At 57.7% G+C, this 10548-nt stretch carries 16 protein-coding genes; all 16 read left to right on the top strand.

From position 1 onward, the window contains the following. The 16 genes from GFU70_RS18785 to GFU70_RS18710 all read left to right on the top strand — a co-directional run bounded on the left by GFU70_RS18785 (position 1) and on the right by GFU70_RS18710 (position 10535). The gene (locus GFU70_RS18785) at positions 1-564 is read left to right on the top strand and encodes a hypothetical protein (RefSeq protein ID WP_153388607.1); all 564 of its coding nucleotides are present in this window, start codon (positions 1-3) and stop codon (positions 562-564) included. Positions 565-741: 177 nt separating this feature from the next. Further along, positions 742-1014: a hypothetical protein gene (locus GFU70_RS18780; RefSeq protein WP_153388606.1), complete on the top strand. Its 273-nt coding sequence runs from the start codon at positions 742-744 to the stop codon at positions 1012-1014. 375 nt (positions 1015-1389) lie between these two features. Then, entirely contained in the window at positions 1390-1722 is a 333-nt protein-coding gene (locus GFU70_RS18775; RefSeq protein ID WP_153388605.1) for a phage holin, lambda family, read from the top strand. Positions 1723-1836: 114 nt separating this feature from the next. Continuing rightward, a complete protein-coding gene (locus GFU70_RS18770) occupies positions 1837-2178 on the top strand; it encodes an HNH endonuclease (RefSeq protein WP_153389181.1) in 342 nt (113 codons plus the stop codon). A 159-nt stretch (positions 2179-2337) separates the two neighbouring features. After that, positions 2338-2826 (top strand): terminase small subunit, encoded by a 489-nt coding sequence (locus tag GFU70_RS18765; RefSeq protein WP_153388604.1) that lies wholly within the window; start codon positions 2338-2340, stop codon positions 2824-2826. A gap of 3 nt (positions 2827-2829) precedes the next feature. After that, positions 2830-4509, top strand: coding sequence for a terminase large subunit (locus GFU70_RS18760; RefSeq protein WP_153388603.1), 1680 nt, complete (start codon positions 2830-2832; stop codon positions 4507-4509). Between the two features lie 2 nt (positions 4510-4511). Further along, entirely contained in the window at positions 4512-5726 is a 1215-nt protein-coding gene (locus GFU70_RS18755) for a phage portal protein (protein WP_153388602.1), read from the top strand. After that, entirely contained in the window at positions 5713-6354 is a 642-nt protein-coding gene (locus tag GFU70_RS18750; protein WP_153388601.1) for an HK97 family phage prohead protease, read from the top strand. The genes GFU70_RS18755 and GFU70_RS18750 overlap by 14 nt, the downstream gene beginning before the upstream one ends. Next, on the top strand, positions 6351-7553 hold the full coding sequence (locus tag GFU70_RS18745; protein ID WP_153388600.1) for a phage major capsid protein: 1203 nt from the start codon (positions 6351-6353) through the stop codon (positions 7551-7553). Before GFU70_RS18750 ends, GFU70_RS18745 begins: the two co-directional genes overlap by 4 nt. Positions 7554-7610: 57 nt before the next feature. Further along, positions 7611-7829 carry a hypothetical protein gene (locus GFU70_RS18740; protein WP_153388599.1) on the top strand — a complete coding sequence of 73 codons (219 nt, stop codon included), beginning with the start codon at positions 7611-7613 and terminating at the stop codon, positions 7827-7829. Then, positions 7830-8129: a head-tail connector protein gene (locus tag GFU70_RS18735; RefSeq protein ID WP_153388598.1), complete on the top strand. Its 300-nt coding sequence runs from the start codon at positions 7830-7832 to the stop codon at positions 8127-8129. Next, positions 8129-8470 carry a phage head closure protein gene (locus tag GFU70_RS18730; RefSeq protein ID WP_153388597.1) on the top strand — a complete coding sequence of 114 codons (342 nt, stop codon included), beginning with the start codon at positions 8129-8131 and terminating at the stop codon, positions 8468-8470. The genes GFU70_RS18735 and GFU70_RS18730 overlap by 1 nt, the downstream gene beginning before the upstream one ends. Then, positions 8463-8906 (top strand): HK97-gp10 family putative phage morphogenesis protein, encoded by a 444-nt coding sequence (locus tag GFU70_RS18725; protein ID WP_193034261.1) that lies wholly within the window; start codon positions 8463-8465, stop codon positions 8904-8906. The genes GFU70_RS18730 and GFU70_RS18725 overlap by 8 nt, the downstream gene beginning before the upstream one ends. Next, positions 8906-9271, top strand: coding sequence for a DUF3168 domain-containing protein (locus GFU70_RS18720; protein ID WP_153388595.1), 366 nt, complete (start codon positions 8906-8908; stop codon positions 9269-9271). The genes GFU70_RS18725 and GFU70_RS18720 overlap by 1 nt, the downstream gene beginning before the upstream one ends. Before the next feature lie 85 nt (positions 9272-9356). Then, a complete protein-coding gene (locus tag GFU70_RS18715; protein ID WP_193034260.1) occupies positions 9357-10085 on the top strand; it encodes a phage tail tube protein in 729 nt (242 codons plus the stop codon). A gap of 9 nt (positions 10086-10094) precedes the next feature. After that, a complete protein-coding gene (locus GFU70_RS18710) occupies positions 10095-10535 on the top strand; it encodes a phage tail assembly chaperone family protein, TAC (protein ID WP_153388594.1) in 441 nt (146 codons plus the stop codon). The last annotated feature ends 13 nt before the right edge of the window (positions 10536-10548 follow it).

The following is a 10548-nucleotide window of genomic DNA, read 5'->3' as shown; positions in this document are numbered from 1 at the left end:
ATGGGTATGTATAAGGACGTGATGGGCACCCTGGTGCGGGTGCTGGCAGCGGACAACATCGACAACAGCACCAAGCAGTCCTGGCAGAAACTGATCGACGCAGACCTTCGCCAGGGTGGAACCGGCAGCACGCTGTCAGTGCGGGACAAGTTCGATTACGACTGCTGCCTGTATGCGCTACTGCACCGCCAGCTTGAGCCGGCGCAGTGGGACGTGCTGGTGGCCAAGTATTCGACGCACAAGGCCAACAAGGTCAGTGCGATCGGCAGGCTGGTGGCCCGCATGGTTTCGCCGGCACCTCAGCTGTTCATCTATAAGGCGCTGACGGCCTGGGCGATACCGAAGCTGAGGGGCGTGCAGGTGGGGAAGCGATCCACAGACATGATCGTGTTGCCCGCCGAGTTCTACGACATGAATACCTGGGACTTGGCGGGGTCCCCAGAACGCACGCGCCGCAACTGGCGAAGCGGAATTCACAAGCGGCTAGAATCTCTTGAGGAGCAGGCCGTGATCCACGCCACTGAGATATTCGACCGTGAACAAATCTTTGTCGATGCCGCTTGACCTGATGGCCGACTGGCCGTAAATTAACTCCATCATGTCGATCTTGCGCGTTATGAGAGTCGACAAATAAAGCCCAGCCATCATGCTGGGCTTTTGCTTTTGTGGTCCCCGGCAAAACCATATGGCTCGTGTTGGATGTGTTAAATTGATGGCTCTCTCTTCTCAGGGGTGCATCGAATGACTACGACGGGCATTGTTCTGAGTCGCTGTATTGATTGCGAAGTTACCGGATTTGTTGGTGAGGGTATCGATGTCGGTATTCATATGATCAACTCAAACGGTGTGATCAAAGACTCTGATTTCTTAAACGTCACGACCGCTGTTAAAGGAACTGGTTGGACCTCGATCGACGCCCAAAATCTACGGCATCAGGAGCCCTTGAAGGCTTCGATGAAATGGGATGCGCCGCCTCTTGACCTGGTGAAGAGTATTGCAAATGCCTATGTTTGATATCGAAAGCGCAGACAAGGCCACCCTCACAAATTGCAAGACAACTTCTGAGACGATGCTTAAAGCGAGCGGAAAGGTTGGTGTGTTGACCGCAGATCGATGCGAAGTCGGGGTTGGTGCGCAAGTCGATCCTGCTTCGCCTTCAAAGCGAGTTCGGGATTTCTGCTTGAGTAATCTCACGAAGATAGTGGTCGGTACGATTGGCGCATTGCTTGCCACTTTCATCACATATCTCTTAACCAAGTAATAAAGCAATTGACATAGCCCCGCACCTTGCGGGGCTTTTTCGTTTTCGGCTCCTTCACACCCATCGTTCCGAACTGGGAGTGCCCTTGGAGTCGGATATATCCGCTCCCCGAAAGGGAGGAAGCTGAGATGCCGAACATGCCAGACAAACCAGACACCTGGGCGATAGCGCTTGCGTGGTTGAGCCAGCATTCACCAATCCTCTACGCCGCCTCGTTGTCCTGCGCGATGGCTGTGCTGAGGATCACCTATGGTGGCGGCACGCGACGCCAGATGATTGTGGAAGGCGCGATCTGTGGCGGGCTCGCCCTGACGATCATCAGCGGGCTTGAGTTCTTCTCGCTCCCACAGAGCATGGCTACCTTCGTTGGTGGCTGGGTTGGCTTCCTTGGCGTCGAGAAGATTCGCTCTATTGCCGACAGGGTGACTGACTTCAAGTTGCCCAGCCGTAAGGCCGAGTGATGGCCTGCACTGGGTGTGCCGCACGCCGAGCCAGAGCGGTCAAGTGGCTGAGGATCGCAGCAGAGCGTGCAGCCTCAGTTCTTTCAACGAAACCGCATGATGGAGCGCCACCTGATGGGAAGGCTGAAGACGCTGGCAAACAGGGTCAAGACCCAGCCTGATCGTCTTGTGGCCGTCAACACGAACTCATGGCGAGCCACCAAGGAAACGGCCGCCCAGCGTGGCTACGGCTACAAGTGGCAGAAGGCTCGCGAGGGATGGCTTCATGCCCACCCGCTCTGCGTCTACTGCGAGCGACTCGGTCGAGTGACAGCGGGCTCAGTCGTCGACCACATCGAGGCTCACCGTGGTGACATGACCCTGTTCTGGGATCGGAACAACTGGCAGACCCTGTGCAAGCCGTGCCATGACTCGGTCAAGCAAGCCGAGGAGGCAGCGGGCTCGAGTTCGTGGTAACCGGTTGCCAAATGCGAGGAATTCCCATCCTTTACGCACCAAAATGGTGCGATTGAGAGGTTCTATGGAGGGGGGGGTCTAAATATAGGGGGTGAATCGCTTCCAGACCGCGCCCGATCCCATTTGCACTTTTTTTCCCGACCCCAAGGTATTTTGTTAATGGTGTTAACAGACAAACAACGACAGTTTGTTGACGCTAAGGCCCGTGGCGCGTCAAACAAAGAAGCGGCTGAAGCCGCAGGCTGCAAGGCTTCCACGGCTTCCGCCGCCGGCTCGCGCTGGGCCAACGATCCAAAGATTTGCAGCGCAATCCTTGCTCGCCGATCAGAGCTGAGTGTTAAACCCGAAAAGCAGCGCAAACAGAAACCGACCGTCGACGACCAGGCTCCTGAACAGGAGGAGACCAGTGGTGAGTACCTCGACTGTCTGCCTACCACTGAAGATCCTCTCGCATGGCTGTTGGCTCTTATGAATGAGCCCAGGGCCAAAATTTTCGACCGGCGAAACGCAGCTCAGACAGCCGTGCCCTACGTGCACGGCAAGAAAGGGGAGGCCGGCAAGAAAGATATCAAGGCAGAGGCCGCGAAAGAGGCTGGAAAAGGCAAGTATGCGGCGGGTAAGCCGCCGCTCACTGTAGTGAAGAGGTAGCCGATGCAATGGACAACTGCCTGCCCGGACTGGTGGCGGCGCCTCTCTGCCGGCGAATCAATAATTCCACCACCCCTTTTCCCGGCCGAAGCTGAAGAAGGCCTCGAAGTCTTTCGCTCCCTGAAGATCGTCGACGCGCCAGGTTGTCCGACAATTGAATCAGCATGCGCGCCTTGGGTTATCGACTTTGCCGGGGCAATTTTTGGTAGCTACAACAGCGAGACAGGCCACCGCCTGATCAGCGAGTACTTCCTCTGCATCCCGAAGAAGAACTCCAAGTCGACGATTGCTGCGGCGATCATGCTGACCGCGCTCATTCGCAACTGGCGGCTGGAAGCCGAGTTCATCATCCTGGCCCCGACCAAGGAAATTGCCGACAACGCGTTCAAGCCTTGCGCGGCAATGGTCAAGCATGATGAAGAACTGAGCGATCTGCTTCACGTCCAGCCGCACCTGAAGCTGATCACGCATCGCGAGACCGGTGCCACGTTGAAAGTGGTTGCAGCGGATAGCGATGTGGTCGGTGGCAAAAAAGCCGTTGGGGTGCTGATCGATGAGGCCTGGCTGTTTGGCAAGAACGTGAAGGCCCCGGATATGATCCGTGAGGCTACTGGGGGCCTGCTGTCCAGGCCTGAGGGCTTCATTATTTGGCTGACGACTCAGTCAAACGAGCCTCCGGCCGGCATATTCAGATCGAAACTGAGCTATGCCCGTGGTGTGCGTGAGGGGCGGATCGAAGATCCGCGCTTCCTGCCTGTTATCTACGAGTTTCCGCCCGAGATGATCGAGAGCGGAGAGGCCCGACGGCCTGAGAATTTCCACCTGGTGAACCCGAATATGGGGTACTCGGTGGACAGGCCCACCCTAGAACGCCTGTTTATGCAGGCCGAGATGGATGGCGAGGCTGAGGTGCGTGGCTTTCTTGCCAAATTCCTCAACATCGAGATCGGTCTGGCGCTTATGTCAGACAGCTGGGTCGGTGCTGACTTCTGGGAGCCCCAGGCCGAGGCCGGTCTGACGCTCGACTCACTCATCGAGCGTTGTGAGGTGATCGTCGTCGGTGTCGATGGCGGTGGCCTTGATGACCTGCTGGGTCTCGCGGTCATGGGCCGAGTTCGTGACTCGCGCACCTGGCTGCACTGGGCTCACGCATACGCTCACCCATCTGTGCTTACACGACGGAAGACCGAAGCGCCGCGCCTCATGGATCTCGCGGCGGTTGGTGATCTGACCCTGGTGAAGAAGATCGGCGATGACGTCGAGCACCTCGCCGCAACGGTGGCCCGCATCAATCAAGCCGGGTTGCTGGACAAAGTTGGCCTTGACCCCGCTGGCATCGGCGCCGTGCTTGATGCGCTGGCTGACGCGGGCGTCGAGGAAGACAAAATTATCGGCATATCTCAGGGCTGGAAGCTCACCGGGGCGATTAAAACCACCGAGCGCAAGCTTGCTGAGGGCGCGTTTTTGCACTGCGGACAGCCGCTGATGGCCTGGGCCTGCGGTAACGCGAAAGGCGTGCCCTCGGCAAACGCATTCCTCATCACTAAGCAGGCGTCGGGCACCGCGAAAATTGACCCACTCATGGCCACGTTCAACGCCGTTTCGCTTCTTTCGCTTAATCCCGAGGCGCTCGGCGGCATGGACGACTACCTCAATAACGGCTTTTTCGGACTAGTAGGCTGACCATGGCATTTCGTTGGTATAACCCCCGGACGTGGGGATTTTTCGGGTACACCGACCCGACCACAGGCGACTATGTCGAAGTGGACATGGAGGTCGGCGGCAAGCGCACCAAAGCCGGCGTCCGTGTAACCACCAAAACAGCCTTGTCGATCAGCATGGTCTGGTCCTGCGTGAAGATCCTCTCGGAGTCTTTGAGTGGATTGCCACTGAAGCTATACGACGAGGCCGCTGGCACTCGAACGATGGTGAAGAGCACGGATCGGGAGCTCAAGCTGCTGCGAAAGCCCAACCCCTACATGACGCTGCTGAACTTCTTGAAGTTCGTGGTGGTGAACATGGCGCTACGGGGTAATGCCTTCGCCCTGATTGAGCGCAACCGCAATGGTGAGGCAATCGGATTTGTGCCCCTGGACTGCAACACCGTCACGATTGATACAGACGACGAGTTGATCTACTGGGTAACTCCAAAAGACGGGGATAGATTCCCCGTTTCACCTGAAAACATGCTGCATTTCAAGTTGTTCAGCCTGGACGGCATCGTCGGCCTGTCGCCCATCGAATACCAGGCGGAAACCATGGGCTTGGCCAAGGCCGGGCAGCAATGGTCCTCGCGCTTCATGCGTAAGGGCGGATTTACCGGCGGATACGTGATCTACGAACAGTTCCTGACCAAGGTGCAGCAGGCCCAGGTCATGGAGAAGTTCCCGGACGTGCGCCAGGGGGACGTGGATGACATCGGGAAGATGGCCATTCTGCAAGGCAACCCGAAGATCGTGCCCGCCGGCCTCAGTCAGAAAGATGCTCAGTTCATTGAATCCCAGCAGTTTCAAGAAGAGGCGTTGGCCGGTATCTACGGCGTGCCTCTCTGGCTGGCGAACAGGGCCGGCAAGACCTCGATTATGGGCTCAAACCTTGAGCAGCAACTCACTGGCTTTATCACCTTCGGCCTGAAGCCCTACATCGACGCCGTCGAGGATGAGTTCAACGACAAGGTTTATCGAAAAAACTCCCGATTTGTCGAATTTACCGTTGAGGGCTTGTTGCGGGCCGATAGCGCGGGCCGCGCCGCCTATTACCAGGCAGCACTTGGTGGTTCCGGCGGATCCGGGTGGATGACCATCAACGAAGTCCGCGAAAAGGAAAATCAAACGCCCCTGGATGGCGATGAATACAACCGGATCACCCGGTGGGAGATGCAGACCAATGTCAAAACTTGAAGTCCCGTTTGAACTCAAGACGGTGGACGACGCTGGCAATTTTGAAGGTTACGCAGCGGTGTTCAACAACGTTGATCTTGGTGATGACGTCATCCTTCCCGGTGCTTTTACTCGAGTGAAGTCCACCCGCGGTGGCAAGTTGAAGCTTGCGCTCTATCACGACCTGACGCGTTTGGTCGGCGCTGCCGACTACACCCAGGACGACCACGGCCTGCTGCTTAAAGGCCGGGTCAATCTTGCGGTCAGTTATGCACGCGATGCCTACGAGCTGATGAAGGCCGAGATTCTCGACAGCATGTCGATAGGCTTCAACACCATTAAGGAAAGCTTCGAGGAGCGCGCCGGCCGCCGTGTCCGGATCATCAAGGAGGCAGAGCTCTGGGAGGCCTCCTTCGTACCCTTCGGGATGAATCCAGAGGCGCAAATCCTCACTGTGAAATCTGACATTCGACTTTTCGAGAACGCCTTGCGCGAGCGCATAGGGCTTTCTCAGAAGGAAGCGGCGGCAGTCGCTTCGCTCGGCTACTCCGCACTACGCCGTGATGGCGGCAGTGAGGCCACGGTGATCGTGGATGAGCTGAAAGACATATCCACCTTATTCGCCCACCATTTCGGAGTATCACCATGAGCGAAGTAAAAGAACTGAAGGACTCCCTCGAGCTGCAACTTAAAAGCGGTTTCGAAGGGCTGCAAAAGAAATACGACGCCGCTATCGCGGAGGTTGAAAAGGGCAACCAGGTCACCACCGACCTGAAAAGCCAGATCGACAATCAAAAGGGCGAGCTGCAGCGAGTCATCGACCAGGTGCAGGATCTGGAGCAGAAAGGCGTCAAGCTGCGCGGCCAGCCAGGTGAAGGCAAAAGCTTCATCGACATGGTCAAGGGCGACGACAATTACAAGGGGCTGCAGCAGAAGAACGTCAGCACCGCGCTCATCGAAGTCACGAAGTCTGATCTGGCTTCGATGAAGGAAATGAAGGTTACCAGCGCTGGCGTCGTAGCACCAATCTACGATCCGGTGATTCAACCCGGCATTCGCCAGGAGCTGCGCATCCGCGACCTGCTCACCACCATCCCGGTGACTGGGCAGAGCTACACGTATTTCCGCGAGAACCTGCACACCCGAGGCGCTGCGCCGGTGGCTGAAGGTGGCTTGAAGCCAACCAGCAACGTGACCTTCACCACCGAAACCGATCGCGTAAAAAAAATCGCGGTCTGGATGCCGGCTACCGACGAGGTGCTCTCCGATGTGCCTCAGATGTTTGCGTACCTGCAACAACTGCTGCGCTACGACCTCAAGCTCGAGGAAGAAGGCCAAATTCTCAAAGGCGACGGTACCGGCGAGAACCTCAATGGCTTGATGACCCAGGCCACGACCTACAACACAGCGCTGAGCAAAGCCGGGGACACCGCCATCGACCTGGTGCGTCGTGCTATCTATCAGGTGCGCAAGCAGTCGCAGATGTCCGCCGACGGCGTCGTGATGACCGAGCTGGATTGGATGAACATCGAACTGCAAAAAGATGGCGAAAACCGCTACCTGTTCGCCAACTTGCAGGGCCTGGTCACTCCAATCCTGTGGGGCCGCCCGGTCATCACCTCTGACAGCATGGACGAGGGCGACGTCGATACGGGCGGCGAATTCCTCGTGGCCAACTTTGCTCGCTCCACCACGTTGTTCGACCGCATGTCGTTCCAATTCAAGATGGGCCTGATCAATGATCAGTTCATCCGCAACGAGATCGCGCTGTTGGTCGAAGAGCGTCTGGGCCTGGGCGTGCGTCGCAAAGAGGCGCTGGTCAAGGGGCAATTCCCCATCGCGCCGTAATCCACCAAACCCCATGAAGGCCGGCGTATCGCCGGCCTTCTTGTTTCCGGAGGCAATATGAAAGTTAAAGCTCTGTGGGGCTTCGTTGGCAATGCTGAACTGCTCGGCGCCGACTCGCCAAAGGCCTCGCGAGGTCAAGAGTTCGATATCGCTGACGAAGAGTATGCGCACGCCCTGGTCGGCAAAGGGCTGGTCGTTGAGCTCGATGGCAACGGCAAGCCAAAAACCGCCAAACCCAAGGACAGCAAGCCTGCTGTGCCGAAAGAGGCTAAGTAAATGATCGAGTTGGCCACCTTGAAGATGCACCTGCGGGTCGATGGCGACGAAGAAGATGCCTTGATCGGTGGCTACCTCGAAGCGGCCAAAGCTCACATCGAGCAACACTGCGACCGGAGGCTGGTCGAGGAAAATCCGGTTGAGCCAGACGAAATGGGCCTTACCAGGGACGTTGAGCAGGCGCTTCTGCTGCTGGTCGGGCATTGGTACGCCAACCGTGAAGCGGTGGTGATGGGCGGGGGGCCGTCAGCCGTTCCTCTCGCAGTCGACAGGCTGCTCTGGTACAGGAAGCGATTCTAATGCAGGCCGGAAAACTCAGGCATCGAATTCAAATCCAGCAGAAGGTAACTGGACAGGATCCTCAAACCGGGGAGCAATTGACTGAGCAATGGGTCGATTTCGCCAAAGTTTGGGCTTCAGTCGAGGACTTGAGCGCTCGTGATTTCATTGCAGCGCAGGCCGGGCAGTCCGAAGCAAAAACCCGCATCGTCATACGGTATCGAGAGGGCATAACCCCTGCGATGCGCGTTGTACTGAGCACTGGCGCCATCTGCGGAATCGTTGGTCCGCCGTTGGCCGACATCAACTCACGAAAGGAATACCTGACGCTGCTGGTTTCCTCGGGGGTGAATGATGGGTGATTGGGTCACGTATAACCTCAAGGGTGCCGATGCATTGTCTGCCAAGTTCAAGGGCTTGACCGAGGAAATGCGGCGCAAGGTTGTGTTGCCGGCTGCCAAGGATGCCATGGACATCGTGCTGCTCGACGCGAAGGATCGCGCGGCGCGGATCGACGACCCGGAAACGGCCAACTTCATCCCGGCCAACCTGGCCATGATCGAACGCAAGACGCTGGGCCAGGAGGTCGGTGCGGTGGTCGTTTCCGTGGGTGTTCGCATGCGCAAGCGAGGGCAGAAGGGCGGCAACACGTTCTACTGGTGGTGGGTGGAGTTGGGCACCGAGAAGAACCGGGCAAAACCGTTCCTCCGGCCGGCCCTGGCCAACAACCGCGAGGTACTGTTCAAGGAGTTCTTGAGCTCGGCCAAGTACCAACTGATCAAGCTGGGGGTGAACTGATGGCCGCGCCCATCTTCACGGTGTGCGCCGCAGCACCATCGGTTACTGCGCTGCTTGGCACCGGCCCGACAAGACTTTACCCACACGGTGAGGCGCCGGAAGGAACCACCAAACCCTATGCGGTCTGGCAGGTCGTCAGCGGTTCGCCGATCAACTACGTCAACGGCGTTCCAGACACGGATCGATATGGCCTCCAGGTGGACGTTTACGCCGATACGGCATCGTCCGCTTATGCCGTTGTGGGGGCGCTCCGCAAAGTGATTGCGCGGTATGCGTACATCACAGGGTTCGGTGTTGATGACCGGGACAAGGACACGCACAACTACAGAAAAGGTTTCGACGTCGCCTGGCTCGTGAGCCAGTAGACCGCACCAGAAAGAACGACCCGCCCCGGCGGGTTTTTTTATGCCCGTCAAACAGTGATTTCGCAGGAAATCGGGGAGTACGAAATTGACCATTAACACCCAAGGCACGGAGCTTTTCGCGCTGGATCCGGCTGACAACAGCGTCATCGACGTCGGTTGCTTCACCTCGCTGGACGGGATTGACACTGCAATCGCACAGATCGACGTGACGTGCACCAAATCCAAGGCACGCGAGTATGAAGCGGGCTTGGCCGAGCCGGGATCTGCTTCGTTCGGTCTGAACATCGACCCGAAAAACCCTTCCCATCTGCGGCTGCACCAGTTGAAGAAAGCGGGCACCAAACTCAAGTGGGTGGTTGGCTGGTCGGACGGATACGACTTCGAGGCAGAAACCGGCATTCCTCCCCTGGTAGGTGCTGAAGGCACGCTGGCTGGCATCGTGCTGAACTCTGCGGGCACGGATTACACCACGGCTCCGGCCGTTGCCATCACCGGCGGTGGCGGTAGCGGTGCGACTGCTACGACCCAAATTGCCGACGGCAAAGTCACCGGTTTCACCATCACCAACGCTGGTTCTGGTTACACCACTGTTCCGACGGTGGCCCTCACCGGTGGCGATGGTACCGGCGCTTCTGCTCGTGCATTGATCAACGAAAGCGCTGACTTCGACCTGCCAAATACCCGGACCTGGCTCACTTTCGAAGGCTACATGAACGCCTTCCCATTCACCTTTGGGCTCGGTGATGTCGTGAAGTCCAACGTCGGTATTCAGGTATCCGGCGAGATCGAACTGATCGTTAAAACCTCTGCTTAAGGAAGTCCCATGGATCTGAGTATCGCAGCGCTGGCAGCCGCCGGCGCATTCGCCGCGCCGCCGGTGAAGAAGGAAATCCAATGGCATTCAGGTGGCGTGCTTCAGAAAGCCACGGTCTATGTGGCTCATGAGTCCTACATCTCCGTCACGCAGCGCTGGGATGCGCAGAACCAGGGCGGGGACATTACCGCTCAACGCATTGCTTCTTGCATCGTCGATAAGGATGGCAAGCCGGTGTTTACCGTGGCTGATGTGGTCGGCGGACCAGATACAGGGCACGGCGCGTTGTGCGCTGAGCTTGCAATCGTGCTGCTCTCGGCCATTGGTGAAGTCAACAAGGTGCCGGAGGGCGCCCTTGAAAAAAAATCGACGCCGAGGAAGAGTTCTGGCACGAGCTCGTCCTCGCGGGCGTCGGCGGCCGCACGATCAGGGAAGCAAAGCAAAACCTGACGTATGTCGAGGC

The sequence above is a fragment of the Pseudomonas brassicacearum genome (assembly GCF_009601685.2).
GTDB classification, from domain to species: domain Bacteria; phylum Pseudomonadota; class Gammaproteobacteria; order Pseudomonadales; family Pseudomonadaceae; genus Aquipseudomonas; species Aquipseudomonas kilonensis_B.
The sequence above is the reverse complement of the archived record's forward strand: the minus strand, read 5'-3'. Positions and strand labels throughout refer to the sequence as shown.

Bases quoted from the DNA above. Each gene is read 5' to 3' on its own strand.
- GFU70_RS18755 (WP_153388602.1), top strand. From the start codon at position 4,512: ATGGCATTTCGTTGGTATAACCCCCGGACGTGGGGATTTTTCGGGTAC.
- GFU70_RS18785 (WP_153388607.1), top strand. From the start codon at position 1: ATGGGTATGTATAAGGACGTGATGGGCACCCTGGTGCGGGTGCTGGCA.
- GFU70_RS18730 (WP_153388597.1), top strand. From the start codon at position 8,129: ATGCAGGCCGGAAAACTCAGGCATCGAATTCAAATCCAGCAGAAGGTA.
- GFU70_RS18760 (WP_153388603.1), top strand. From the start codon at position 2,830: ATGCAATGGACAACTGCCTGCCCGGACTGGTGGCGGCGCCTCTCTGCC.
- GFU70_RS18750 (WP_153388601.1), top strand. From the start codon at position 5,713: ATGTCAAAACTTGAAGTCCCGTTTGAACTCAAGACGGTGGACGACGCT.
- GFU70_RS18725 (WP_193034261.1), top strand. From the start codon at position 8,463: ATGGGTGATTGGGTCACGTATAACCTCAAGGGTGCCGATGCATTGTCT.
- GFU70_RS18765 (WP_153388604.1), top strand. From the start codon at position 2,338: ATGGTGTTAACAGACAAACAACGACAGTTTGTTGACGCTAAGGCCCGT.
- GFU70_RS18740 (WP_153388599.1), top strand. From the start codon at position 7,611: ATGAAAGTTAAAGCTCTGTGGGGCTTCGTTGGCAATGCTGAACTGCTC.
- GFU70_RS18720 (WP_153388595.1), top strand. From the start codon at position 8,906: ATGGCCGCGCCCATCTTCACGGTGTGCGCCGCAGCACCATCGGTTACT.
- GFU70_RS18770 (WP_153389181.1), top strand. From the start codon at position 1,837: ATGGGAAGGCTGAAGACGCTGGCAAACAGGGTCAAGACCCAGCCTGAT.
- GFU70_RS18745 (WP_153388600.1), top strand. From the start codon at position 6,351: ATGAGCGAAGTAAAAGAACTGAAGGACTCCCTCGAGCTGCAACTTAAA.
- GFU70_RS18710 (WP_153388594.1), top strand. From the start codon at position 10,095: ATGGATCTGAGTATCGCAGCGCTGGCAGCCGCCGGCGCATTCGCCGCG.
- GFU70_RS18735 (WP_153388598.1), top strand. From the start codon at position 7,830: ATGATCGAGTTGGCCACCTTGAAGATGCACCTGCGGGTCGATGGCGAC.
- GFU70_RS18775 (WP_153388605.1), top strand. From the start codon at position 1,390: ATGCCGAACATGCCAGACAAACCAGACACCTGGGCGATAGCGCTTGCG.
- GFU70_RS18780 (WP_153388606.1), top strand. From the start codon at position 742: ATGACTACGACGGGCATTGTTCTGAGTCGCTGTATTGATTGCGAAGTT.